The sequence below is a fragment of the Kitasatospora sp. NPDC033851 genome, from assembly GCF_055576085.1.
This window is the reverse complement of record NZ_JBVIRL010000009.1, coordinates 214,722-240,393: the sequence shown is the minus strand read 5'-3', so window position 1 is coordinate 240,393 and position 25,672 is coordinate 214,722. Positions and strand designations below refer to the sequence as shown.

Sequence of the window (25,672 nt, the reverse complement as noted above, 5' to 3'; positions counted from 1 at the left end):
GGCGGTCGACGTCGGCCGGGCGTCCTCGACTATGACGGGGGCCCGCCGAACTGCCAGTTGTGCACCTCGATGTCGGCGTACCGCCCCGGGGTCAGGATGGCGCGCGCCGCGTCCGGGTCCGGCGCCCGGAGCAGCACCGCCGTGCCCAGCCAGATGGCGCCGTCGTCGGACAGCAGGGGCCCGTAGGCGATCAGCCCGTCCCGGTCGGGCGGCACCGCGAGGTCGGCGGCCTGCCCCGTGCCGAGGCCGAGCACCAGGTACCGGTTGCCACCTGTCCGACCGCCGGGAAAGTCCCACATGGTGCGTCCCAGCATGTTGCGCCACCGTCGCAGCAGCACGTCCCGATAGGCGCCGGCCTGGTAGTTCGGCTCGTCGAAGGCGAACGCGCGGGCGGCGGTGGGATCCGGCAGGTCGACGATGTGCACGCTTCCGGTGGGCGTGCCGTCGGCGGCGAGGGTCGGGCCCCGGGCGATCATCTCCTTGGCGTACCGGTCCATGTACGACCAGTGCTCTTCCAGCAGTTCGTCGCGCAGCGGAGGGGAACCGGGCCGGTCGCGGTGGTAGCAGAGAAACTCCATGCCCGAGGATCGCGTAGAAGGGGTCACCGGGTCGAGCGGGTTTCACCGCACTCGCTCGACGCTCCACCTCGGCAGGTACTCGAAGAACGCGACGGCCTCCTCCCGCCACCGGGGACGCCATCCGGCGGCTTCCGTGGCGGCCGCGTGCGCGTGGCGCCGCATGTCCGCCCGCATCCGGTCGGGGATGCCGTGGCGGTGGGCGATGTCGCGGATGGCGGCGATGGTGTCCTCGGGGCAGGCTCCGTCGCCGAGTGCGGACTCCACCAGGGCCCGTTCGGCGTCGGTGGCCGCTGCCAGGACGGCGCGGACGGTGTAGTTGCGCCGCCCCTCCCGGATGTCCGCTCCGGTGGGCTTGCCCATGGTCCCCGCGTCGCCGAAGAGGTCCAGGTAGTCGTCGCGCATCTGGCCGCAGATCCCCACCAGCCGGGCGTAGCGCCGCAGTTCCTTGTCGTGGGGGGCGGGCTGGACGCCTGCGGCGAGCAGCCCCATCTGCATCGGGGCGAGGACCGAGTAGCGGGCGGTCTTGTAGTCGGCCACGTCGTGCAGCATGTCCTCGTCCGGGTCCGCGGTGAAGTCCCGCTCCAGGTCGATGATCTGGCCGACGAAGGTGGCCGAGGCCGCGCGCGTCTGCACCTCGACCATGGCCTGTCGCACCGGCAGCGGGGCCCGGGAGTCGAGGAGGACCTGCAGGGACAGGGCGAGTGCGAGGTCGCCGGCGAGGAGGGCGAGCCCGAGCGCGGCCTGCGGCCGGTCGGGGAACTGCCCCCGGTAGGCGTAGTAGGTGGAGGGCCCGCCCCGGCGGGTGGGGCTGTCGTCGATGATGTCGTCGTGGACCAGCCCGTGGGTCTGGAGCAGTTCGATGCTCAGCGCGGCGTCGTCCAGCCCCTCCACGGGCTCGGCGGTGACCAGGCGGGCGGCCTCGAAGAGCAGGGCCACCCGCATCCGCTTGCCGCCGCGCAACGACAGGTCCCGCAGCAGAGCCAGACAGCCCGGGGTGAACCGGCTGAACGACGGAGCGTCGAAGGCGGCGGCCAGGTCCTGGAAGTACTGCTCGGACAGCGTGTTGAACCGGCGCTCGTACCCGGCGAGGCGGGCCCTGATCTGCTCGGCGGGGACGGCGGCGGTACCGGTCACGAAGGTGTCTTCCGTTCAGGCGGCGATGCGGGTCAGGCGGCGGTGCGTGCCCGCGCGGACGCGCAGGCACCACGCACCCGGCAGTGGTCGGGCACCATGCTGCCCCACCGGTGCCCCCACCGCCGCCCCCTAGGCCTGGGCCAGGCTCCTGGGCCGGATGTCGGTCCAGGTGGTCTCGATGTGGTCGACGCAGTCCTGCCGCCCGGCCGGGCCGAAGGTCTGCTGCCAGCCGGCGGGGGCCGGGGCGAAGGCCGGCCACAGGGAGTGCCGGCCCTCGTCGTTGACCAGGACCAGGTAGTCGGCGTCGGGGTCGTCGAAGGGGTTCGTCATCGGGTCGTCCTCTCGGATGGGTGGGGACGGCGCGGTCACCGGCCGCGCAGCTCCAGGGTGCAGCACTTGACGCTGCCGCCGGCCTTGAGGAGTTCGGTGAGGTCCACGCCGATCGGCTCGAAGCCGCGCAGGCGCAGTTCGCCGATCAGGTGGGTGGCCGATTCGGGCAGCAGGACGTGGCGGCCGTCGGAGAGCGCGTTGAGGCCGAAGACGGCGGCGTCCTCGTCGGTGGCCAGGATGGCGTCCGGGAAGAGTTCGCGCAGCACCGCGCGGCTGCCCGGGGTGAAGGCCGCCGGGTAGTACATGACCTCGTCGTCGGAGAGGACGGCGAGGGCCGTGTCCAGGTGGTAGAACTCCGGGTCGACCAGGGTCAGGCTCGTCACCGGGACGCCGAAGAACTCCTGGGCCTCGGCGTGCGACCGCTGGTCGGTGCGGAAGCCGGTGCCGGCCAGCAGGCGGCGGCCGGCCAGCAGGTAGTCGCCCTCGCCCTCGTTGATGTGCTCGGGCCACAGGAGGTCGGAGTAGCCCTGGTCGCGGAACCAGGAGAGGTAGGCCGGGCCCTCGGCCGTGCGCTCGGCGTGGCGGAAGCGCGCGCCCAGGACCTTCCCGTCGATCACGGTGGCGCCGTTGGCCGCGAAGACCATGTCGGGCAGGCCGGGCAGCGGGTCGATCTCCTCGACGGTGTGGCCGAGTTCGCGGTAGAGGTCGCGCAGCCCGGTCCACTGGGCGAGCGCGCGCTCGCCGTCGACCGGCTTCTCCGGGTGCATCCAGGGGTTGATGGAGTAGCTGACGCCGAAGTGGCTGGGCCGGCACATCAGGAAGCGTCGCGGGCTCGCGGTGCGGACCGGCGGCCGCTCGCGCGGGCCCGGTCGGGCGGTGTCCGTCATGGACGTGGTTCTCCTTGGTCTGCGCGGTGCCCGGGGGAAGGCCGGGTCCGGGTCGGTCGGGGGTGTCCCCGTTTCAGTCGATGAGCCGCCGGCGCATCCCGCGGACGGCCAGGTACCAGGCGAGGGCGGCGAAGCCGGCCAGCACGGCCCCGTGCAGCGCGTCGGCCGCCCCGAGCGTCCCGAAGGCGGCGTGCCGGACCGTCTGCATGCAGTGGTAGATCGGGTTGACGGCGGCGACGGCGTGGACCCAGCCGGGCAGGCCGTCCAGCGGGAAGAACACGCCGGCGGCCATCACCAGCGGGGTCAGCACGCCGGAGACCACGAGCCGCAGCCAGTCGATGGCCGGCACCAGGCAGGACACCCACATGCCGAGCAGGGCGAAGGCGAAGCCGGAGACGAGCGCCACCAGCGGTACGAGCAGCAGTTCCGGCGTCGGCGGGAGGCCGATGGCGAGGGTGACCAGCAGCGGCGTGGTGCCGTACACGGAGGACTTGACGGCGATCCAGGAGGCCTCGGCGGTGACCAGTTCCCAGACGTCGACGGGCTGGCAGAGGACGGCGTCGTAGATCTTCTGGTACTTGCGGCGGTTGAAGCTCTCGAACATCCCGGCGAAGGCCGAGGCGAAGAGCACCGAGGTGACGACCATGCCGACGCCGACGAACTGCGGGTACGGGTGGCCCTGGACGGAGTCGATCAGCCGGCTGAAGCCAAGACCGAAGCCGGTCATGTAGACCAGCGGCTCGATCAGCGAGCCGAAGGTGACGGCGGGCCAGTAGCGGCGGAAGAGCAGCAGTTCGCGCAGCCAGACCGCGCGCATGGTCGGCCACAGGGCCGGCGGGCGGCCGGGTTCGGCGGCGGGGCCGGCCTGTTCCCGGGTTCGGGGCGTGGGCGTCGCCGTGGTCATCGGGTGTCCTCTTCTCTGGGGGTCGGCGGGCCGGCCCCCGCCGGTGGCCGGTGCGCGCCCCGCCGGCCGGGCCCGTCGGGGGCGGCCGGCCGGCGGGGCGCGGCGGCGGGGGCGGTTGTCAGCCGAACAGTTCGCCGGTCAGGGCGACGAAGACGTCCTCCAGGGAGGTCGGGCGCAGCACGTCCGGCGGCCCGAGGCGCTCGTGCAGGTGCGCGGAGATGGTCTCGGCCCGCAGGACGGAGACGGCCGGCCCGGTGCGGCGGCTGGGCAGCCCGGCCCGGGCGGCTTCGGCCTCGACCAGTTCGCGCCGGGCCGCGTCGCCCCGGTACTCGGCGGCCTGGGCGCCCGCGTGCGCGCGCAGCAGTTCCGCGGGGGTGCCCCGGGCGATCAGCCGGCCGCCGAACACCACGGCGACCTCGTCGGCGAGCCGCTCGGCCTCCTCGATGTAGTGCGTCGACATCACCACGGTGGTGCCGCTCTCGCGCATCCCGTCGATGACATCCCACAGGTCCTGGCGGATCTGCGGGTCGAGGCCGACGGTGGGCTCGTCCATGAGCAGCAGCCGCGGGTTGTTGACGATGCCCCGGGCGAGCAGGACCCGGCGGCGCATGCCGCCGGAGAGCGCGTCGGCCCGGGTGTCGGCGCGGTCGGTGAGGCGGACCGCGGCCAGGGCGCGGTCGACGGCGTCACGATACCCGGCGCGCGGCAGGGCCGTGAAGCGGACGAAGACGTCGAGGTTCTGCCGGACCGTCAGTTCGGGGTCGATATTGTCGTGCTGCGGCACGACGCCGACCAGGGAGCGGGCCCGGCGGGAGTCGTCCGGCATCCGGTGCCCGAAGACCTCCACCGTGCCCGAGTCCGCCCGGGTCTGTCCGGTGAGCATCCGCATGGTGGTGGACTTGCCGGCGCCGTTGGGCCCGAGCAGGCCCAGGAACATGCCGGCCGGCACCTCCAGGTCCAGGCCGCCCACCGCCGTGGTGGCGCCGAAGGTCTTGACCGCACTGCTGATTCGGACGGCAGGGGTGTCCACGCGGGCCGCTCCTTTCGGGAAGGCTCTGGGAAGTGACCGGGGCAGTCGCGCGAGTCGCCGCCCCGGTGGGCCGGCATCCTCCGGCCCCGGGAATTCGGGCCCGTTCCGGGCGGGCCGGAGCGCATTTCGGGTCGACCCGATTCTGAACAACGGCCTCCGGGGCGTGGCCGGTTCACATCCGATCGAACACCTGGCGCACACTCATCTAACCGCAGAATCGGGCTTGTCAGGAACCCGCTCGAGAGGGTTCCCATGTCCATGACCCGGTGTGTATGTTGACGGAAGATCAACGCCGCCGGATCCGTTTTCACGTGGCTCATCCGGGGGGAGATTCGACTCAATCACCCGCTGCACACCCGATTTTCGACATCGGTGCGCAGCGGTGTCGTTCGCATGCTCCTTCCTCGGTGGTCCCCCTGCGGCAGCACTGCCTGTTGCCTGATCGAGGAGATGTGGATGCAATCCGACGAACCGTTCACCGGGAACGTCCACCTGCGGACCGCGGAAGCCGAGGACGCCGGGGCCGTCACCGAGGTCTTCCTGGCCTCGCGCGCCGCGACCATGCCGTATCTCCCCCGCCTGCACAGCGACGAGGCCACCCTGAGCTGGATCACCCACGTGGTGCTGCCGGGTTCGCGGGTCTGGCTGGCCGAGGATGCCCGCACCCGGGCCCTCCTGGGCTTCGCCTCGCTCGACGGCAACCTGCTCGACCACCTCTACCTGCGCCCCGACGCGCGCCGTCGCGGCATCGGCACGCTGCTGCTGGAAGCCGTCAAGTCGGCCGGTCCGCAGGAGCTTTCGCTGCACGTCTTCCAGAAGAACACCGAGGCCCGCGCCTTCTACGAGCGGCACGGCTTCGTCGTGGTGGACACCGACGACGGCAGCCGCAACGAGGAGAACGAGCCCGACATGACCTACCGCTGGACCGCGTGACGCCCGCCCGCACCGAGCGGTAGTACCCCGCCGAGGGACGTCGGCGGCCCCCAACGGCCAAGAGCCACCGGAAAACCACCATCCGGCCCGCCCCGCCCACCAGGCCGGCGGGCGGGTTCACCTGGAGGGATGCCCCGTGCTGGGCGAACACAGCCTGCCGGCGGAAACACCGCTCTCGTACGCGCAGTTGGCGCTCTGGTTCAACGACCGTCTCCAGGGCGGCGACGCCTCGTACAACGTTCCGGTGGCGATGCGGCTGACCGGCCCGGTCGACCCCGAGGCCCTCCGGTCCGCGCTGGCGGACGTGGTGGGGCGGCACCCGGCACTGCGCACTGTCCTCCCCGACCGGGACGGCATACCGCGCCAGCACGTGCTGCCGACGGCGGAGGTGCCGTCGATACTCACCGTGGTGCCCGCCGGCGAGGCGGAGCTGCCCGCCCTGATCGACGCCGAGTCCGGGCACGTCTTCGACCTGCGGACGGAAATCCCGCTGCGTGTAAGGCTGTTCGTGCTCGGTCCGCAGGAGCACGTGGTGCTGATGGTGCTGCACCACATCGCCGGCGACGGCTGGTCGCTGGCCCCGCTGGCCCGCGACCTGAGCACCGCTTACCTGGCCCGGACGCAGAACCGGGCCCCCCTCTGGTCCCCACTGCCCGCCACGTACACCGAGTTCGCCGTGCGCCAGCACGCTGACCTCGGTGACCTGGACGACCCGCAGAGCAGTGGCGGACGCCAACTCGCCTACTGGCGCGATGCCCTGGCCGGCCTGCCGGACTTCCTGGAACTGCCCACGGACCACCCCAGGCCCGCCGCGATGTCGCACCGGGGCGAGTACTTCCCCTGGAACCTCCCGGCCGAGCTGCACCGCGAGCTGCTGGCGCTCTCCCGTACCTGCCGGGTCAGCATGTTCATGGTGCTCCAGGCCGCGCTGGCCGTGGTGCTGACCCGCTCCGGGGCCGGGACGGACATCCCGATCGCCAGCCCGATCGCGGGCCGCACCGACGAACGCTACGACGAGGTCGTCGGGTACTTCGTCAACCCGCTGGTCCTGCGTCTGGACACCTCCGGCGACCCGACCTTCCGCCAACTGCTCAAGCGGGTCCGGCGCACCGACCTCCAGGGCTTCGCCCACCAGGAGTTCCCGTTCGAGCGGCTGATCACCGCGCTCAACCCGCGCCGCTCTCTGGCCTGGCACCCGCTGTTCCAGGTGATGCTGGCCTTCCAGAACACCCCCGAGGCGGCCCTCACACTGCCCGGCATCCACACCGAGATCGCCGAGGCGGGCCCGGGCGGCGCCAAGTTCGACCTGTCCTTCAACATCCGTGAGCTGCACGACGCCGACGGCGCCCCGGCCGGGCTCGGCTGCTTCGTCGAGTACAGCACCGACCTGTTCACCCGGGACGGCGCCGAGGCCCTGACCGCCCGCCTCGGCCGGCTGCTCGCCGCGGCCGCCGCCGACCCGGACCGGCCGATCGGCGGGTACGACCTGCTCTCCGCCGACGAGCGGCGGGACGTCCTCGACCGCGCCGCCGGGCCGGCCCTGCCCGCCGCCACCGCCACCTACCACGCCGCCTTCGAGCAGCGCGCCGCCCTGGACGGCGAGGTCACCGCCCTCGTCGCCGAGGACGGCCGGCTCACCTTCGCCGAGGTCAACGAGCGGGCCAACCGGCTCGCCCGGGAGCTCGTCCGGCGCGGGGCCGGTCCCGAGCGGTACGTCGTGCTGGCGCTGCCGCGCACCACCGACCTGCTGATCGCGCTGCTCGCCGTGCTCAAGTCCGGTGCCGCCTACATCCCGGTCAGCCCCGCCGCGCCGCGCGAGCGGCTCGCCGGGATCATCGCCGACGCCGCCCCGGTCTGCGTGCTCGCCACCGCCGCGGACGCCGCCCGGCTGCCGGACACCGCACCCGTGCTGGTCCTGGACGAGCCCGCGGTCCGGTCCGCCGTCGCCGCCCACCCCGGCGGCGACCTGACCGACGCCGACCGGACCGGTCCCACCGGCCCGCTCGACCCCGCCTACGTCATCCACACCTCCGGGTCGACCGGCGTCCCCAAGGGCGTGGTGATCCCGCACGGCGGCCTCAGCAGCCTGATGCAGCACCACCGCACCCGGATGGTCCGGCCGTCCGGCGGCCCCGGGGGCCGGCGCCTCCAGCTCGGCCTGGTCGCCTCGATCACCTTCGACACGGCCTGGGAGCCGCTGTTCTGGCTGCTGGAGGGCCACCCGCTGCACCTGCTGAGCGACGAGGTCCGGCTCGACCCGCGGGCCCTGGTCGACTACGTCCGCCGCGAGCGCCTGGACTTCCTCGACCTCACCCCGACGTACGTCCCGGCGCTCACCGCGGCCGGCCTGTTCGCCGCCGAGCAGCACCGCCCGACCGTGCTGATGCTCGGCGGCGAGGCGGTGGGCCCGGCCCTGTGGACCGAGCTTTCCGCCCTGCCGGACGTCGAGGTGTTCAACTACTACGGCCCGACCGAGTGCACCGTCGACGCGCTGGCCTGCAACCTGACGGACAGCGACACCCCGGTCATCGGCCGCCCGCTCGACAACACCCGGGCCCAGGTGCTGGACGAGCAGCTCCGCCCCGTCCCGCTCGGCGTGCCCGGCGAGCTGTACCTGTCCGGGCCGCACCTGGCCCGCGGCTACCTGCGCCGCCCCGGCCTCACCGCCGAGCGCTTCGTCGCGGACCCGTACGGGCCGCCCGGTGCCCGGATGTACCGCACCGGCGACCTCGCCCGGATGCGCCGCGACGGCCAGGTGGAGTACCTCGGCCGGGCCGACGGGCAGGTCAAGATCCGCGGCTTCCGGATCGAGCCCGGCGAGGTCGAGGCGGTGCTGCTGCGCCACCCCGCCGTCCTGCAGGCCGCCGTCCTGGCCCGCGGCGACAGCGCCGAGGAGCGCTACCTGGCCGCCTACCTGGTGACCGAGGACGGCAGCGCCCCCGACCTCGCCGAGGTGCGCGAGCTGCTGGCCGGCCGGCTGCCCGACTACATGATCCCGGCGGCGTACGCCGTGCTCGACCGGCTGCCGCTCAACTCCAGCGGCAAGCTGGACGGTTCAGCGCTGCCCGAGCCCGGGCTGCGGGCCGCCACCGGCCCGTCCCGAGCCCCCCGGGACGCCCGGGAGGCCGCGCTCTGCGTGCTGCTCGCCGAGGTGCTCGGCGTCGCCGAGGTCGGCCCCGACGACGACTTCTTCGCGCTCGGCGGCCACTCCCTGCTCGCCACCCGGCTGGTCAGCCGGGTGCGCACCGCGCTGGGCGCCGAACTGCCCATCCGGGCGGTCTTCGAGAGCCCCACCGCCGCGGGACTGGCCCGCCTGGTGGAGACCGGCCGATGTCGCCCGGTGCTGACCGCCGCCGCCCGCCCCGAGCGGATCCCGCTCTCGCACGCCCAGCGCCGGCTCTGGTTCCTCCAGCAGCTGGACCCGCTGAGCGACGCGTACCACATCCCGCTCGCCCTGCGCCTCACCGGCGCCCTGGACGCCGACGCGCTCGCCGCCGCGCTGCACGACTGCGCCGTCCGCCACGAGGCGCTGCGCACCGTCTTCCCCGCCGACGCGGACGGCCCCCGGCAGCTGGTCCTCGACCCGGACCGGCTCCCCCCGCTGCTGCGCCGCCCCGACCCGGCCGACGCCACCGCGGCCGGCTCCGCGCCGGTGACCGGGGACGGCCTGGCCGAGGCCCTGCGCACCGCCGCCGCCCGGCCCTTCGGCCTCGCCGCCGAGCCGCCGCTGCGCGCCGACCTGCTCGCTCTCGCGCCCGACCGGCACGTCCTGCTGCTGACGGTCCACCACATCGCTTGCGACGGCTGGTCGCTGGGCCCGCTCGCCCGCGACCTGGGCACCGCCTACCGGGCCCGGGCGGCCGGCCGCGCACCCGAGTGGACCGACCTGCCCGTCCAGTACGCCGACTACACCCGGTGGCAGCGCGAGCTGCTCGGGGACGACCAGGACCCGGGCAGCCCGGCCGCCCTTCAGTGGCAGTACTGGAGCAGGGCCCTGGACGCCCTGCCCGAGGAGATCGCGCTGCCGGTGGACCGGCGCCGCACCGCCGAGACCGGCGCGCCGGCCGGCCGCGTCCCGCTGCGGCTGGCCGGCCCGGACCACCGGGCCCTGGCGGACCTCGCCCGGGAACACGGCGCCAGCCTCTTCATGGCCGTCCAGGCCGGTCTGGCGGCGCTGCTCACCCGCCTCGGCGCCGGCACCGACATCCCCGTCGGCACCCCGATCGCCGGCCGCACCGACGAGGCCCTGGACGACCTGGTCGGCTTCTTCGTCAACACCCTGGTGCTGCGCACCGACACCGGCGGCGACCCGGGCTTCCGTGAGCTGCTGCTCCGCGTCCGGGACGCCGACCTGGCCGCCTACGCCCACCAGGACCTGCCGTTCGAGCGGATCGTCGAACTGGTCAACCCGGAGCGTTCCCCCGGCCGCCACCCGCTCTTCCAGGTCGCCCTGGTGATGGACCAGAGCGGTCCCGCCGTGGACATCCCCGGCCTGGAGACCGAGTTGCTCACCGCCGGCCCGGCACCGGCCAAGTTCGACCTCACCCTCACCCTGAGCACACCGGCCGAACCGCACGACGAGCTGATCGGCGCCATCGAGTACCGCACCGACCTGTTCGACCGGGCCACCGTCGAGGCGATCGCCGGCCACCTGGTCCGGCTGCTCGGCGCGGTGGCGGCCGACCCCGAGCAGCCGATCGGACGGCTCCCGCTGGCCTCGGAGGGCGAGCGGGCCCGGCTGCTGGCGGAGTCCCTCGGCGAGCGCAGGGACCTGGCGCCGACCACGCTGGCCGCACTCGTGCGGGAGGGGCTCGCCGCGCCGTCCGGCACCCCGGCGCTGGTCTTCGCGGGCCGGACGCTCGGCCCCGCCGAACTGGACCGCCGGATCGAGGCGATGGCCCTGCGGCTCGCCGCCGCGGGCGTCCGCCCGGGCAGCCGGGTCGCGGTGGCCGTGCCCCGCTCGGTGGAGCTGGTGGTGACGCTGTGCGCCGTCCACCGGGCCGGCGGCGCCTACCTGCCGCTCGACCCCGGCGCCCCGGCCGACCGGCTCGCCCTCGTGCTGGCGGACGCCCGGCCGGCCGCCGTGGTCGCCGCCCCGGAGCAGTTCGCGGCCCTGAGCCCCGCCGAGGGCGTGCCGTGCCTGTCGCCGGAGGACCTGCCGGCGCCCGAGGGCGCCACCCTGACCGCCCCCGGTCCCGAGGACCCGGCGTACGTCATCTACACCTCCGGCTCGACCGGACACCCCGAGGGCGTGCTCGTCCCGCACCGGGCCGTCGTCAACCGGCTGGAGTGGGGCCAGGAGGAGTACCGGCTGGCATCCGGCGACGCGGTGCTGCAGGAGACCTCGGTCGGCTACGACATCCCGGTCCCGGAACTCTGCTGGCCGCTGATGACCGGCGCCACCCTGGTGCTGGCCGAGCCCGACGGCCACCGCGACCCGGCCTGCCTGGCGGAGCTGATCCGACGCCAGAACGTGACCGTCGCCCGGTTCGTGCCGTCCGTGCTGGACGCCTTCCTGCAGGACCCGGCGGCCGCCGACTGCACCGGGCTGCGCCTGGTGGTGGCCGGCGGCGAGGCGCTGTCGGCGGCCACCGTACGCCGGTTCCGGCAGGTGCTCCCGGGCGTCCGGCTGGACCACCTGTACGGCCCCGCCGAGGCGGCCGTCGAGGTGACGGCCTGGGAGTGCGGGCCGGCCGACGAGCAGCCCCGCCCGGTGCCGATCGGGCGGCCGGTCCGGAACACCGGCGCCCACGTCCTGGACGCTGCCCTGAACCCCGTCCCGGCGGGCGTGCCCGGTGAGCTCTACGTGTCCGGCGAGCAGCTCGCGTACGGCTACCTCGGCCGCCCGGCGCTCACCGCCGAGCGCTTCGTCGCCGACCCGCACGGAGCGCCGGGCACCCGGATGTACCGCACCGGCGACCTGGCCCGCCGCCGCCGTGACGGCGCGGTGGAGTACCTCGGCCGGGCCGACGGTCAGGTGAGGGCGCGCGGCGGACGGATCGAGCTCGGCGAGGTCGAGGAGAGCCGGGCCCGGGAACCGCGGACACCGGCCGAGCGCGCACTGGTCGCGCTCTTCGCCGAGGAGCTCGGCGTGACCGAGGTCGGGCCGGACGACGACTTCTTCCTGCGCGGCGGCCACTCGCTGCTGCTGATCCGGCTGGTCGAGCGGATCCAGACGGAGCTCGGTGTGGAGCTGCCCGTGCGGGCGATGTTCGAGGCACCGACCCCGGCCCGGCTCGCACAGTGGCTGGCGGAGCGTCGGCCGGAGGCCGCCGACGCGGCCTTCGAGCCTCTGCTGGCGCTGCGCAGCGCCGGCACCCGGGCGCCGCTGTTCTGCGTCCACCCGGTGACCGGCCACGGCCTGGGCTTCCTCGGTCTGCTGCGCGGCCTCGACCCGGCCCAGCCGGTGCACGCCTTCCAGGGCATCGGCCCGGTCGGCGGCGGGCAGCGGCCCGCGACCCTGGACGGGCTGGCGCGGGAGTACCTGGCCCGGATCCGGGCCGTCCAGCCGCACGGCCCCTACCGTCTGCTCGGCTGGTCCTTCGGAGGGCTGGTCGCCCACCAGATCGGCGTCCTGCTGCGCGAGGCGGGCGAGGAGGTCGACCTGGTCGCGCTGCTGGACAGCCATCCGGCGACGGCGGAATCCGGCGAGGTCACCGACTCCGTCGTGGTGGCCGAGCTGCTGACGGCGATCGGCGCGTCCGACGCCGAAGTGGCCGCCGTCCGGTCGGGCCGGTGGCGGCCGAAGCCGTCGGAGCTGCTCGACCGGCTGGCCGTCGCGCTCCGCGAGACCGCGCCGCGCGACGAGGACCAGCTGGCGGTGCTCCTCGACTCCTGCCGCTACCACGCCCAGTTGATGACCGGCTGGGCACCGGGGGTGCTCGACGCCCCGCTGCTCGCCTTCACCGCGACGGCCGACCACCGGTCGGACGGGACGGTGGCCACGTGGTCGGCCCACACCACCGGGCCGGTGGTGGAGCACCCGGTCGCCGCCCGGCACCTGGACCTCACCAAAGCCGGACCGATCGACGAGATCGCCCGGGTCGTCGCCGCCGCCCTCCGCCGGGCCGACCAGGGCCGGCGATGACGGTCCGTCCGGCGCGCCGCGGACGGACCGTCGCCCGCTGTCCGGCCCCGCACCACGGGGCCGGACAGCCGGGGTCAGGCGCTCGGGGCCTCCAGGCCCGCCCGGGCCTCGGCCGCGAGTTCGGCGAGCACCTCGCCCCGCTGCCGGTGCAGGAAGAAGTGGTCGCCCGGCAGGATGCGGTGGCGGAAGCGCGCCGCCGTGGTGCAGCGCCAGCCGGTGATCCACTCCGGGCCGGCCATCAGGTCGTCCGAGCCGCCGAGCGCCAGCACCGGGCAGGGCAGCACGGTGGGCCGGATCCGCTCGTTGTACTCGGCCAGCAGCGTGACGTCCGCCCGCAGCACCGGCAGGACCATCCGCATCAGGTCCTCGAACTCCAGGACCTCGGCGGGGGTGCCGCCGAGGTCGACGAGGCGCTCCAGGAGGTCGTCATCGGTGAGGTCGTGCAGCCGGGCCACGTCCGGCGTGCCGGGCGCCCGGCCGCCGGAGACCACCAGGGACAGCGGCAGCGGCCGCCCCTCGGCGGCGAGCCGGCGGGTCGTCTCGTAGCCGATCCGCGAGCCCATGCTGTGGCCGAGGAGGATGAACGGCTCGTCGGCCGGGCGGCTCGCCAGGACGGCGAGCAGGCCGTCGACGACCTCGTCCATGGCGGTCATCGGCGGCTCGGCGAGCCGGGTGCCCCGGCCGGGGATCTCCACCGGAACGATCGTCAGGTCCGGTTGGCCGGTGTCCCGGGCCCAGGGCAGGTAGGCGCTGGCGGAGCCGCCGGCGTGCGGCAGGCAGTAGACGCGTACGGGCCCGGACCCCCCGTCCGGTTCGGCGTCACGGTGCCACGGCGTCCATCGGGTCACCTCGTCGGGCAATACGGCGGGCCATCCGGTCATCAATTATTCGCTTTCGTTCCCGGTCAATGAGAGAAGCCTGTCGACCAGGCTCCCGGGAAGACTTTATGCGCTGATTTTCAGCTGGGTCCAGCCCATCATTCGCCATTTCCCGGATATTCTCGGCCGGGCCGCGGCGGGGCTTTGCCGTGCCCGAAAACGGCCAATTCCTTGAGGAAATCCCACCCTTTCCCGGGCCATCCGACTCTGTTACGGTGCTATCCGTCCGGGCTTCTTGCGGATATTTCCGAAGTATTTCCAACGGCACGCGTGAACATCCACCGGAGAGGGCGGACGCAATGTGCGGAATAACCGGCGTATTCGTCCTGGGCGGCGGTCGCCCGGTCGACGCCGAGGCGGTCGCCGCGATGACGGCCGGTCTGGTGCACCGCGGGCCCGACGACGACGGCCACCACCTCGCGGACGGCATCGGCCTCGGCTTCCGCCGGCTCGCCCTGAACGACCTCGCCCACGGCAACCAGCCGCACCGCACCGAGGACGGCACGCTCGTCTCGGTCTGCAACGGCGAGATCTACAACCACCGCGAGCTGCGCACCGCGCTGGGCCGCCGCGGCCACCGCTTCCGCACCGAGAACGACACCGAGGTGCTGGTCCACCTCTACCGGGAGTACGGCAAGGAGCTGACCGCCCACCTGGACGGCCAGTTCGGCTTCGCCCTGCACGACGCCGCCGAGCGGCGGCTGCTGCTCGCCCGGGACCGCGCCGGGATCGTCCCGCTCTTCTACACCGTCACCGACGGCCTGCTGATCTTCGCCTCCGAGGTCAAGGCGATCCTGCGCCACCCCGCCGTCCGCGCCCGGGTCGACCTGCGCGGCCTCGACCAGGTGCTGACCCTGCCCGGGCTGGTCAGCCCGCGCACCATGTTCGAGGGCATCAGCGCGCTGCGCCCCGGGGAGCGGCTGATCGCCGACCACGCCGGGGTGCGCACCGAGCAGTACTGGGACCTCGACTTCCCGCTCGCCACCGACCTCGCCCCGGTCGGCCCCGCGGACCTCGACCGGGAGCTGGACCGGTACGCCGACAGCACCGTCGCACTGCTCGACTCCGCGGTGCGCAGCCGGCTGCTCGCCGACGTGCCGATCGGCATGTACCTCAGCGGCGGCCTCGACTCCAGCCTGATCGGCGCCCTGATGTCCCGGGCCCGACCCGGCCACGCCTGGCCCAGCTTCTCGGTCACCTTCCCCGGCCGGGACTTCGACGAGGGCCCGCACCAGCGGCTGGTCGCCGGCAAGCTCGGCACCGACCACCACGAGGTGCCGGTCGGCGAGCACCAGGTCGCCGAGCGGATCGCCGCCATGGTGCGGCACGCCGAGGCCCCCGTCCGCGAGTCGTACAACGTCTGCTCGCTCGCGCTGTCCGAGGCCGTGCGCGCCGCCGGGACGGTCGGCGCGCTCAGCGGCGAGGGCGCCGACGAGCTGTTCGGCGGCTACCCCGGCTACCGCTTCGACGCCACCGGCCTCGGCGGCAGCCGGCTCACCGGCCTGGACGCCTCCCTGGAGCGGGAGTTCCGGCACCGGATGTGGGGCGTCGACCTCGCCTACGAACAGGACCAGCTGCCCGCCCAGGAGTTCCGCCGCGAACTGTACGCCGAGGACCTGGCCCACGCGCTGGACGAGTTCTCCGTCACCAGCCAGCGCCTGGTCGACCCCGACCGGCTGGCCGGGCGCCACCCGCTGCACCAGCGCTCCTACCTCGACTACCGGCTGCGGCTCGCCGACCACCTGCTCGGCGACCACGGCGACCGGATGGCCCTGGCCAACGGCGTCGAACTGCGCTTCCCCTTCCTCGCGAACGCCGTGGTCGACCACGCCACCACGGTGCCGCCGGAGCTGATGCTCGCCCACGGCCGGGAGAAGGCCGTCCTGCGCCGGGCCGCCGAGGGGCTCGTTCCCGTCGAGGTGCTCGGCCGGCAGAAGTACGGCTTCCGCGGCCAGACCAGCAGCCACCTGCTCAGTACCGGCGCCGACTGGTTCGAGGAGCTGATCTCCCCCGCGACCGTCCGCCGCCAGGGCTACTTCGACCCGGACACCGTCGCCGCCCTGACCGCGCGCCAGCGCACCGACGGCCACCAGGTGCACGCCCACCTGGACACCGACTACCTGATGCTCGTCGCGACCTTCGCCCTCTTCGTCGAGGAGTTCGACCTGCCGTGCCTGGGATGACCCTCACCGCCGCCGCACCGTCCGCCGCCCCGGGCGCCCGCCCGGACCACCCGCTGATCGGGGTGCTGGGCGGCATGGGGCCGCTGGCCTCCACCGAACTGCTGCGCACCGTCTACCGGGCCTGCCGGCTCCACCCCGAACAGGACACCCCCCGGCTGCTGCTGTGGTCCGACCCCGCCGTGGTGGACCGCACCGAGGCCATCGGCAGCGGCGAACTCGACGTGCTGCGGCGCGCCGTGGAGACCTCACTGCGCGGCCTGCAGGCGGCCGGCGCGGAGCGCACGGTGATCGCCTGCATCACCGCCCACCACGTGCTCGGCGACCTGCCCGCCGACCTCGCGGCGCGCTGCGTCTCCCTGGTCGACGTGGTGCACGAGGAACTGGCGGCGGCCACCGAACCGCACCTGCTGCTCTGTTCCTCCGGCACCGCCCGGGCCGGCCTGCTCACCTCCGGCCCGGCCGGCGCCCGCGCCGCCGAACGGCTGGTCGCGCTGCGCCCGGCGGACCAGGACGCGCTGCACGAGCAGATCCACCGCCTCAAGCGCGGCGAGGACCCCGCCCGCACCATCGACTTCCTGCGCGAGACCCTGCCCCGCTACGGCGTGCGGGCCTTCGTCGCCGCCTGCACCGAACTGCACCTGGTCACCAGGGCGATCGAGGACGCCGGCCTGGGCGGGGAACTGCCCTCCCTCGACCCGCTGACGGTCGTGGCCCGCCGGATCATGAACGGAGAGTTGTGAGCCACACGAGCATCCTCGACCGCTGGGCCGACCAGGTCGAGCGCCGAGCCGCCGAACCCGCCCTCGCCACCGCCGGCCGGGACTGGAGCCACCGCGACCTGGCCGAGCTGGCCACCGGTCTGCGGGCCCGGCTCGCCGAGGGCACCGGCCCCGTCCTGGTGGCCTGCGCCGACCCCGTCCCGGTGGTCGCCGCGGTCCTCGCCTGCGCCGCCACCGGCCGCGCGTTCGCCCCGGTCGACACCCGCCAGCCCGCCGCGCGCTGGACCGCCCTGCTGGCGGACCTGCGGCCGGGCACCGTGCTCGCCGACGCCGCCGGCCGCGCCGGCCTGGCCGCCGCCGGAGCGGACGAACCGCCCCTGCTGGAGGCCGAGTCCGTCACCGGCCTGCCGTGGACGGCCGACCACTGGCGCGGCCTCGGCGGCCCCGACGCCGGGTACGTGTACTTCACCTCGGGCACCACCGGCCGCCCCAAGGGCATCCGGGGCAGCTTCGAGGCCGTCGCCCACTTCCTGGACTGGGAGATCGCCGAGTTCGGTGTCGCGCCCGGCACCCGGGTCTCCATGCTCACCTCCCCCGGCTTCGACGCCTTCCTGCGCGACGCCCTCGTCCCGCTCTGCGCCGGCGGCACCGCCGTCGTCCCGGCGCCCGGCCCGATCCCGGTCGGCGCGGCCCTCGGCCACTGGCTGACCGAGCAGCGGATCGACCTGCTGCACTGCGTCCCCACCGTGTTCCGCACCCTGCGCGCCGCCGGGCTCGACACCGGCTCGCTGCCCCGGCTGCGCGCCGCCCTGCTGGCCGGCGAGCCGGTCCGCCCCGCCGACATCGCCTGGTGGCGCGGCCTGTTCGGGGCCGACAAGGAGCTGGTCAACCTCTACGGCCCGTCCGAGACCACCATGACCAAGGTCTTCCGCCGGCTCACCGCCGAGGACGCCGAGGCCGAGACCGTCCCGGCCGGCCGCCCGATGCCCGGCGTCGAGGTCAGCGTGCTGGTCGCCGGACGCCCCGTCACGGAGGCGATCGGCGAGATCGAGATCCGCACCCCGTTCCCGCTGCGCGGCTACCTGGGCGACACCCCCGGCGGCTTCGCCGGGCCGGACCGCTACCGCACCGGCGACCTCGGCCGGCTGCGCGCCGACGGCGCCCTGGAGGTCCTCGGCCGCCGCGACCAGCAGGTCAAGGTGCACGGCGCCCGGGTCGAACTCGGCGAGATCGAGGACGGGCTGCGCCGCCACGCCGGCGTCGCCGACGTCTGCGCCGCGCTCGTCGAGGAGACCGACGGCGAGCCCGTGCTGTGCGCCTACCTGGTCGCCCCGGACGTCACCGACGAGGAACTGCGCGACTACGCCGCCGAGACCCTGCCCGCCGCCGCCCGGCCCGCCCTCTACCTGCGGCTCGCCGCCATCCCGCGCACCCTCAGCGGCAAGGCCGACCGGCGGGCGCTGCCCAGCCCCGCCGCCGCCCGGGCCGGCCACACCGGCGAACAGCCGCTGGAGGGCCTGGAGGCCGGGATCGCCGAGCTCTGGCGCGAACTGCTGCACGTGCCCGCCGTCGGCCGGCACGACGACTTCGCCCTGCTCGGCGGGGACTCGCTGGGCATCGCCCGGCTGCTGGACGGGCTGCGCACCCGCTTCGGCGTCGAGGTGCCGCTGCGGGTGTACGTCGGCGCCCCGACCGTCGCCGGGCTGGCCGCGGCCGTCGCCGCCGGCCGCGCCGGGGCCGCCGCGGACGGTGAGCCCCGATGAGCCGAGACACCTCCCTGCCGCTGCGCGCCGACCGCGGCCGCGCCCCGCTCTCCTACGCCCAGCGCTCCATCTGGCGGGCCGAGCAGGTCCTGCCCGGCACCGCCCTGCACAACGAGAGCGCCGCCTTCCACGTCAGCGGCCCGGTGGACCCGGCCGCCCTGGAGCGGGCGCTCGCCGAGACCGCCCGGCGGCACGAGATGATGCGCTGCTCCGTCGTGGCCGACGCCGCCGGCGAGCCCTGGCAGCTGTTCGCCGAGCAGGTCCGGCCCACCGTCGAGACCGTCGACCTGGCCGACGTGCCCGAGCCCGACCGCGCGCAGCGGCTCGCCGAGCTGGTCGCCCGCGCCGTGGCCGTGCCCTTCGACCTCGACCGGCCCCCGCTCATGCGGACCCACCTGTTCCGGCTGGGCGAGGACCGCTCGCTGCTGCTGTTCACCGCCCATCACATCGTGGTCGACGCCTGGGGCTTCGGCGTCTTCCTGGAGTCCCTCGCCGCCCGCTACGCCACCGCTCCCGGCACCGCCGAGGCCCCGGCCGGCGGCCCCGACTTCGGCGACTACGCCGCCTGGCAGCGCGCCGGGGCGGGCGACGGCGGCGGGCTCGACCACTGGACGTCCCGGCTCGCCGGGGAACTGCCCACCGCCGACCTGCCCGCCGACCCCGGCCGGGGCGGCGACCCGGTCGCCGGGGCGCTGCACCACTTCACCGTCCCCGCCGAACTGGCGGCCCGGCTCAGCGCCTTCGGCCGGGCCGAACTCGCCAGCCTGTCCACGGTGCTGCTCACCGCCTTCTGCGCCACCGCCGCCCGCTGGACCGGCCAGCACGACCTGGTGGTCGGCATGCCGGTGGCGACCCGCAACCGGACCGCCCTGGCCGGCGTGGTCGGCCCGCTGCTCAACATCGTGGCCCACCGCGGCGACCTCGGCGGCGAGCCCGGCTTCCGGCAGGCCCTGGCCCGCACCCGCCGGCAGCTGAAGGCCGACCTCCGGCACCGGGACACCCCGTTCGACCTGGTGGTGGAGCGCCTCGGCCGCGCCGCCGGCGGGCGGACCCCGCTGTTCCAGCTGATGTACTCCTTCCACAGCGGCCCCACCACCACCCTGGAGCTGCCCGGCGTCCGGACCACCCCCGCGCCCTCGCACAGCGGCACCGCCAAGTACGACCTGACCTTCTTCCTCCGGCCACGCCCCTCGGGCGCGCTGGACGCCACCCTGGAGTACCGCACCGCGCTGCTCGCCCCCGAGACGGCCGCCGACTTCGCGGACTCGCTGCTGTGCCTGCTGGAAGCCGCCGTGGACGACCCGGACCGGCCGCTGACCGAGCTGCCGGTGCTCTCCGAGCACCGCCGCCACCAGGTCCTGACCGACTTCAACCGGGCGCCCGACGGCGCACGCGGCTGGGCCACCGTCCCCGAGGCGCTGGCCGGGCTCGCCCGGCGGGACGGCGCCGCACCGGCCGTCGAGTCCCCCGGCACCGCCTACACCCGGGCCGGCGCCGACGCGGCCGCCGACCGGGTCGCCCACCGGCTGACCACCCGGCACGGCGTGCTGCCCGGCGACCGGGTGGCCCTGCGGGTGGACCGTGCCGCCGCACTGGTGCCGCTGATCGTCGGCATCTGGCGGGCCGGCGCCGTCCTCGTCCCCCTCGACGAGGCCATGCCCGCCGCGCGTGCCGAGCACGTGCTCACCGACAGCGGCGCCCGGCTGCTGGTCGGCGACGGCCTCCCGGGCCTGCCCGCCGCCGACCCGGCCGCGCTGCTGGCCGAGGGTGCGGAGCCGACCACCGCCCCGACGCCCGGCCCCGCGCCCGAGGACCTCGCGTACCTGATGTACACCTCGGGCTCCACCGGGCTGCCCAAGGGCGTCGCGGTGCCGCACGGCTGCGTGGCCAACCTGCTGCACAGCGTGGTCTCCGCCGAGCCGGGCCTCGGCCCCGAGGACACCCTGCTCGCCGTCACCTCGATCACCTTCGACATCTCGGTCCTGGAGCTGTTCGCCCCGCTGCTGGCCGGTGGCCGGGTCGTGGTCGCCCCGCGCGCGAGCGTCCGGGACGCCGAGGCGCTCGGCGCCCTGTTGGAGAGCAGCGGCGCCACCGCGATGCAGGCCACCCCCTCGCTCTGGCGCGGACTGCTGGACGGCGGCTGGCCGGGCCGGCCCGAACTGCGGGCGCTGTGCGGCGGCGAGGCCCTGGACGGCGACCTCGCCGAACGGCTGCTGACCCGCTGCGCGGAGCTGTGGAACCTGTACGGGCCCACTGAGACCACCATCTGGTCCACCGTCGGACGGGTGCGCTCCGGCGAGCCCGTCACGGTCGGCCGCCCGGTCGCCGACACGGTCTGCTACGTCCTCGACCGGCGGCTGCGGCCGGTGCCGCGCGGCGCCGTCGGCGAACTGGTGATCGGCGGGGCCGGCGTGAGCGCCGGGTACCGCAACCGCCCCGAGCTCACCGCCGCCGCCTTCGTGCCCGACCCGGTCGACCCGGCCGGCGGCACCGTCTACCGCACCGGCGACCTGGCCCGGCACCTCCCGGACGGCCGGATCCTGGTACTCGGCCGGGCCGACCAGCAGGTCAAGATCCTCGGTCACCGGATCGAGGTCGGCGAGGTGGAGGCCCTGCTGGGCGCCCACCCCGCGGTCCGGCAGGCGGCCGTGGTGGTGGACCGGCAGCAGCCGGCCGGCCCCCGGCTGGTCGCCTTCGTCACCGCCCGCGCCGAGGACGACGCCCTGCCCGAGGACGACGCGCTGCCCGGGGACGACGCCCTGCCCGAGTCGCTGCGCCGTCACCTGCGCGAGCGGCTGCCCGCGGCCGCCGTGCCCGGCACGATCGCCGTGCTGCCCGCACTGCCGCTGAACACCAGCGGCAAGGTCGACCGGCCCGAACTGCTGCGCCGGGTCGGCGAGTTCGCCGCCGCGCGGCGGACCGAGCCGGTCAGCGAGGCCGAGCGGGCCGCCGTCGCGCTCTGGGCCGAGGTGCTGGGCCTGCCCGCCGAACGGGTCGGCACCACCGACGACTTCTTCGCCGCGGGCGGCAACTCCATCGCCGCCACCCGGCTGCTCGGCCGGGTCCGGGCCCGGTTCGGCGGCGCGCCCTCGCTCGCCGAGTTCTACACCGACCCCACGCCGGCCGCGCTGGCCCGCACCCGGCCGGCCACGCCCGGCCCGGCCGCCCGCACCGCCGGGTCCGCGCCCGACACCGTCCCGATGACCGACCAGCAGCGCCAGCTGTGGCTGCTGCACCGGCTCGACCCGGACTCGCCCGCCTACCACCTGCCGGCCGCGCTGGAGCTGACCGGCCCGGTGGACCGGGACGCCCTGCAGGGCGCCTTCGCCGACCTGGTGGCGCGCCACCCGGTGCTGGCCGCCCGCTGCGAACTGCGGGAGGAGGGCCCGGTCCTGCTGCTCGCGCCGACCGCCGTACCGGCCCTCGCGGTGCTGGACGCGACGCCCGGGGAGGTGCCCGCGCTCGCCCGCGCCGAGGCGGTCCGGCCCTTCGACCTGGCCGCCGGGCCGCTGCTGCGGCTCACCCTGGTCCGCATCGGCCCCGAGCGCTCGGTGCTGCTGTGCACCGCGCACCACCTCGCCGTGGACGGCTGGTCCATCGGGGTGGCCGTGCGCGAGCTGGCCGCGCTCTACGCCGCGCGCCTCGGCCTGGCCGAGCCGCCGGCCGCGCTGGAGCCGGGCTTCGCCGACCACGCGGCCGGCCTCGCCGCCGCGCAGGCCGTGACGGACCGTCAGGCGCAGCTGGACTACTGGCTGGAGCGGCTCGACGGGCACCCCGGGGTGCTGGACCTGCCCACCGACGTACCCGCCCTGACCCGGCCGGTCGGCTCCGGCGAGACCCTGCCGGTCGCGCTGGCACCGGAGCTGACGGCCGCACTGCGCGAGGGCGCGGCGCGCCTGCGCACCACGCCGTTCACCGTGCTGCTCTCGGTGTACGCGGCCCTGCTGGGCCGCTACGCGGGCAGCGACGACGTGGTCGTCGGCGTCCCGGTGGCCAACCGGGACCGGCCCGAACTGGAGCCGCTGGTCGGCTCCCTGGTGAACACCCTGCCGGTGCGGGTGGACCTGTCCGGCGTACCGTCCTTCGCCGAACTGGTAGCCCGCACCGGGCGGGCGCTGGCGGCCGACCTGGGCCGTCCGCTGGTCGCCTTCGACCGGCTGGTGGCCGGCCTCGGCCTGCCCCGCGAACCGGGCCGGCCCACCCTGGCGCAGGCCTCGCTGGTGTTCCAGGACGCGCCGCCGGCCGGACTCCGGCTGGGCGAGGCCACCGGCGTGCTGCGGCAACTGCCCACCGGCACCGCCAAGTACGACCTCACGCTGGCCCTGGACGAGCACCCCGACCGGATCGACGGCGGCCTGGAGTACGCCGCGGACCGCTTCGGCCCGGACTTCGCCGCCCGGTTCGCCCGGCACCTCGACGCCCTACTGCGAGCCGCGCTGGCCGCGCCCGACGCCCCGCTGGACGCGGTCGAGCTCGCCGACCCGGCCCTGCCCTCCCCCGTACCGGCCCGCCCGGCCGGCCGGGTGCGCGCCGGGCACGCCCGGTCGGTGACCGAGCTGTTCCGGGCCCGGGCGGCCGCCCACCCGGACGCGCCCGCGATCCGCGCCTACGGCCTGACGGTGGACTACCGGCAGCTGGACGCCTGGAGCGACGCCGTCGCGACCCGGCTGCTGGCGCACGGCGCCGGACCCGGCCGGTTCGTCTCGGTGCTGCTGCCCGCCGGCCCGGTGCAGACCGCCGCGATCCTCGGCGTCGCCAAGACCGGCGCCGCCTTCGCGGTGCTCGACCCGGCCGACCCGGACGCCCGGCTGACGACCCTGCTGGCCGACGCCGAACCGGTCTGCCTGCTGGCCGCCGAGGCGGCCCTGGCCCGCCACCCCGGGCTGCGCGCGGAGGACGGGGGCTTCGCCGGCGTCCCGGTCGAGACCCTCGACCCGTGCCCGCCGGACGCCGCGACCCCCGCCGGCCCCGCCCCGGCCGCCTCCCCCGCGGACCCCGGCGACCCGCTCTGCCTGGTCTACACCTCCGGTTCCACCGGCACCCCCAAGGGCATCGCCCTGCCGCACGCGGCGCTCGCCCAGTTCGCCGACTGGCAGCGCGAGCGCTTCGGCATCCGCCCGGACAGCCGGATCGCCCAGTGGGCGCCGTTCACGTACGACGCCGCGTACACCGAGGTGTTCGCCGCGCTCTGCTCGGGGGCGGTGCTCTGCCTGCCGCCGGACGGGCTGCGCCGCGACCCGCTGGCGGTGGCCGAGTGGCTGCGGGCCGAGCGGATCACCCAGATCCAGACCGTCCCGGCCTTCTTCCAGCTGGTCACCGAGGCACTGGACGCCACCGGCACGCAGCTGCCCGACCTGGAGCACGTGCTGATGGCCGGCGAGGTGCTCCCGGTGGCCCTGGCCGCCGCCTGGGCGCACCGCCCCGACCGGCCCCGGCTGCACAACCTGTACGGGCCCACCGAGTGCGTGCTGGCGACCCACCGGGAGCTGGCCCCGGGCGAGGAGTTCCCCAACGGGGTGCCGATCGGCCTGCCCATCCCGGGCCGCGAGGCCGTCGTCCTGGACCACCGCGGCCGGCTCTGCCCGGTCGGGGTGGTCGGCGAGATCCACCTGCGCAGCGACCTGCTGGCCGGCTCCTACCACCGCCGGCCCGAGGAGAGCGAGCGGGCCTACGTCGCCGACCCCTGGGAGGACGGCGGCCGGCTGTACCGCACCGGGGACCTCGGCCGCCGACTGCCGGACGGCGAACTGGCGTTCACCGGCCGGATCGGCAGCCAGCTGAAGATCCGCGGCAACCGGATCGAGCTGGAGGAGATCGAGGCCCTGCTGGAGCTGCACCCCGGGGTGCGCGAGGCCGCCGCCGCCGCGCACGGCGAGGGCTCGGCCCGACGGCTGGTGGGCTACGCGGTCGCCGCCCCCGGGGTCACCGGCGCCGACCTGCGGGCGCACCTGGCCGAACGGCTGCCCGCCGCGGTGGTGCCGGACACCGTGATGCTGCTGGCCGCGCTGCCCAGGACCCGCACCAACAAGCGGGACCGGGCCCGGCTGCCGCTCCCCGAGGCCGCCGCGCGGCCCGCCGACGCCACCCCGCTGGCCGGCGTCGAACAGCTCGTCGCCGACGCCTGGCAACAGCTGCTGGGCGGCGGCCCGGTGGGCCGGCACACCAACTTCTTCGAAGCCGGCGGCGACTCGCTGCTGGCCGCCCGGCTCCAGCTGGAGCTGGCCCGCCGGCTGGACCGGCCGGTCCGGCTGGTCGACGTCTTCGGCCGGCCGACCATCGCCGAGTTCGCGGCCGGCCTCACCGACGGCACCGGCACCGCGGACGGCCGGACCCCGGCCGCCACCGCCGAACCGCGCGGCGAGCGTCGGCAGAACGCCGTCCGCGCCCGGGCCAGGGCCCGCCGCGAGGCCCGGGACCGGGCCGAGGGGGCGGACGCCGCCGACCGGTACACACCGACAGGGAGGGACTGAATCCATGGACGTCCAGAGCGTGATGACGGAACTGCACGGCGCCCTCGGCACCGAGGGGCTGGAGCGGGTCGAGGAGTGCCTGCGCATCCTCACCGGGGAGCAGGTCCCCGAGTACCTGCACGAGGACCAGGAGCCGACCCGGCTGTTCTTCCCCGGGATCAGCGCCCTGCCCTGGCACGACACCGCCGAACTGCCCTGGGTGGCACGGGTGGAGGAGTCGTACCAGGCGATCAAGGCGGAGTTCCTGGCGCTGCGCGAGGAGCAGGCCCGCTTCGCCCCGTACGAGGACCTGTACACCAAGGAGCTCGGCTGGCAGGGCTGGGACACCTACCAGCTGTACCGCAACGGGCAGTGGCGCGACGAGGTCCGGGAGCGCTGCCCCGAGACCCACGCGGCCGTGTCCGCGACCCCGCACGGGCCGCGCGACGGCATGTTCACCATCCTCAACCCCGGCGTGCACATCACCCCGCACACCGGCGGCGTGAACCTGCTGCTCACCGCGCACCTGCCGCTGATCGTCCCGCCCGGCTGCGCCATCAAGGTCGCCGACGACGAGCGCGGCTGGGAGGAGGGCAAGGTGATCCTCTTCGACGACAGCTTCATCCACGAGGCGTGGAACAAGGGCACCCAGCAGCGTGCCGTCCTGCTCTGGGACGTCTGGCACCCCGAGCTGACGCCCGTCGAGGTCCGGGCCCTGGAGATCCTCATGCCCCGCTTCCAGCGCTACCTGATGGCGGTCTGAGCCCCGGTCGTACCCGGTCGTCCCCGGTCCTGCC

The 25,672-nt window shown here is 75.4% G+C and carries 14 protein-coding genes; 7 read left to right on the top strand and 7 right to left on the bottom strand.

All coding sequences use genetic code 11. The annotated features are described in order from the left end of the window. Positions 1-29 precede the first annotated feature (29 nt). From ACZ51D_RS19820 to ACZ51D_RS19795, 6 genes are all read right to left on the bottom strand, one after another. Complete coding sequence (locus ACZ51D_RS19820) at positions 30-578, bottom strand: YciI family protein (RefSeq protein WP_465622544.1); 549 nt, start codon at positions 576-578, stop codon at positions 30-32. 42 nt (positions 579-620) lie between these two features. After that, on the bottom strand, positions 621-1,712 hold the full coding sequence (locus tag ACZ51D_RS19815; protein WP_465622546.1) for a polyprenyl synthetase family protein: 1,092 nt from the start codon (positions 1,710-1,712) through the stop codon (positions 621-623). Positions 1,713-1,841: 129 nt separating this feature from the next. Then, on the bottom strand, positions 1,842-2,042 hold the full coding sequence (locus tag ACZ51D_RS19810; protein ID WP_360504430.1) for an MbtH family protein: 201 nt from the start codon (positions 2,040-2,042) through the stop codon (positions 1,842-1,844). Between the two features lie 35 nt (positions 2,043-2,077). Continuing rightward, positions 2,078-2,929 (bottom strand): dimethylargininase, encoded by an 852-nt coding sequence (gene ddaH, locus ACZ51D_RS19805; RefSeq protein ID WP_360504432.1) that lies wholly within the window; start codon positions 2,927-2,929, stop codon positions 2,078-2,080. A gap of 73 nt (positions 2,930-3,002) precedes the next feature. Then, positions 3,003-3,833, bottom strand: a complete 831-nt coding sequence (locus ACZ51D_RS19800) for an ABC transporter permease (protein WP_360504434.1) — start codon at positions 3,831-3,833, stop codon at positions 3,003-3,005. Between the two features lie 118 nt (positions 3,834-3,951). Continuing rightward, on the bottom strand, positions 3,952-4,863 hold the full coding sequence (locus ACZ51D_RS19795) for an ABC transporter ATP-binding protein (RefSeq protein WP_360504436.1): 912 nt from the start codon (positions 4,861-4,863) through the stop codon (positions 3,952-3,954). Positions 4,864-5,319: 456 nt separating this feature from the next. Here ACZ51D_RS19795 and ACZ51D_RS19790 point away from each other — a divergent pair, with 456 nt between their 5' ends. Together ACZ51D_RS19790 and ACZ51D_RS19785 are read left to right on the top strand one after the other, a co-directional pair. After that, a complete protein-coding gene (locus ACZ51D_RS19790; RefSeq protein WP_465622550.1) occupies positions 5,320-5,796 on the top strand; it encodes a GNAT family N-acetyltransferase in 477 nt (158 codons plus the stop codon). Positions 5,797-5,932: 136 nt separating this feature from the next. Beyond that, the gene (locus ACZ51D_RS19785) at positions 5,933-12,883 is read left to right on the top strand and encodes an amino acid adenylation domain-containing protein (protein ID WP_465663069.1); all 6,951 of its coding nucleotides are present in this window, start codon (positions 5,933-5,935) and stop codon (positions 12,881-12,883) included. A gap of 74 nt (positions 12,884-12,957) precedes the next feature. Here the strand turns inward: ACZ51D_RS19785 and ACZ51D_RS19780 are convergent, their stop codons facing one another. Then, the gene (locus ACZ51D_RS19780; RefSeq protein ID WP_465622553.1) at positions 12,958-13,764 is read right to left on the bottom strand and encodes a thioesterase II family protein; all 807 of its coding nucleotides are present in this window, start codon (positions 13,762-13,764) and stop codon (positions 12,958-12,960) included. A 296-nt stretch (positions 13,765-14,060) separates the two neighbouring features. On the opposite strand from ACZ51D_RS19780, the gene asnB reads away from it, so the two are divergent. Genes asnB through ACZ51D_RS19755 form a run of 5 tightly spaced genes read left to right on the top strand, consistent with a single transcriptional unit; the run spans position 14,061 to position 25,638 of the window. Further along, on the top strand, positions 14,061-15,944 hold the full coding sequence (gene asnB / locus ACZ51D_RS19775; RefSeq protein WP_465663067.1) for an asparagine synthase (glutamine-hydrolyzing): 1,884 nt from the start codon (positions 14,061-14,063) through the stop codon (positions 15,942-15,944). Next, a complete protein-coding gene (locus tag ACZ51D_RS19770) occupies positions 15,941-16,684 on the top strand; it encodes an aspartate/glutamate racemase family protein (RefSeq protein WP_465622593.1) in 744 nt (247 codons plus the stop codon). The genes asnB and ACZ51D_RS19770 overlap by 4 nt, the downstream gene beginning before the upstream one ends. Next, complete coding sequence (locus ACZ51D_RS19765; protein WP_465663065.1) at positions 16,681-18,426, top strand: non-ribosomal peptide synthetase; 1,746 nt, start codon at positions 16,681-16,683, stop codon at positions 18,424-18,426. The genes ACZ51D_RS19770 and ACZ51D_RS19765 overlap by 4 nt, the downstream gene beginning before the upstream one ends. After that, the gene (locus ACZ51D_RS19760; protein WP_465663063.1) at positions 18,423-24,896 is read left to right on the top strand and encodes an amino acid adenylation domain-containing protein; all 6,474 of its coding nucleotides are present in this window, start codon (positions 18,423-18,425) and stop codon (positions 24,894-24,896) included. The genes ACZ51D_RS19765 and ACZ51D_RS19760 overlap by 4 nt, the downstream gene beginning before the upstream one ends. A 4-nt stretch (positions 24,897-24,900) precedes the next feature. Further along, a complete protein-coding gene (locus ACZ51D_RS19755) occupies positions 24,901-25,638 on the top strand; it encodes an aspartyl/asparaginyl beta-hydroxylase domain-containing protein (RefSeq protein WP_465622559.1) in 738 nt (245 codons plus the stop codon). The last annotated feature ends 34 nt before the right edge of the window (positions 25,639-25,672 follow it).

Excerpts from the sequence above, each read along its gene's own strand:
- ACZ51D_RS19800 (WP_360504434.1), bottom strand. The coding sequence starts at position 3,833 with ATGACCACGGCGACGCCCACGCCCCGAACCCGGGAACAGGCCGGCCCC.
- ACZ51D_RS19755 (WP_465622559.1), top strand. The coding sequence starts at position 24,901 with ATGGACGTCCAGAGCGTGATGACGGAACTGCACGGCGCCCTCGGCACC.
- ACZ51D_RS19820 (WP_465622544.1), bottom strand. The coding sequence starts at position 578 with ATGGAGTTTCTCTGCTACCACCGCGACCGGCCCGGTTCCCCTCCGCTG.
- ACZ51D_RS19780 (WP_465622553.1), bottom strand. The coding sequence starts at position 13,764 with ATGACCGGATGGCCCGCCGTATTGCCCGACGAGGTGACCCGATGGACG.
- asnB (WP_465663067.1), top strand. The coding sequence starts at position 14,061 with ATGTGCGGAATAACCGGCGTATTCGTCCTGGGCGGCGGTCGCCCGGTC.
- ddaH (WP_360504432.1), bottom strand. The coding sequence starts at position 2,929 with ATGACGGACACCGCCCGACCGGGCCCGCGCGAGCGGCCGCCGGTCCGC.
- ACZ51D_RS19760 (WP_465663063.1), top strand. The coding sequence starts at position 18,423 with ATGAGCCGAGACACCTCCCTGCCGCTGCGCGCCGACCGCGGCCGCGCC.
- ACZ51D_RS19810 (WP_360504430.1), bottom strand. The coding sequence starts at position 2,042 with ATGACGAACCCCTTCGACGACCCCGACGCCGACTACCTGGTCCTGGTC.
- ACZ51D_RS19770 (WP_465622593.1), top strand. The coding sequence starts at position 15,941 with ATGACCCTCACCGCCGCCGCACCGTCCGCCGCCCCGGGCGCCCGCCCG.
- ACZ51D_RS19790 (WP_465622550.1), top strand. The coding sequence starts at position 5,320 with ATGCAATCCGACGAACCGTTCACCGGGAACGTCCACCTGCGGACCGCG.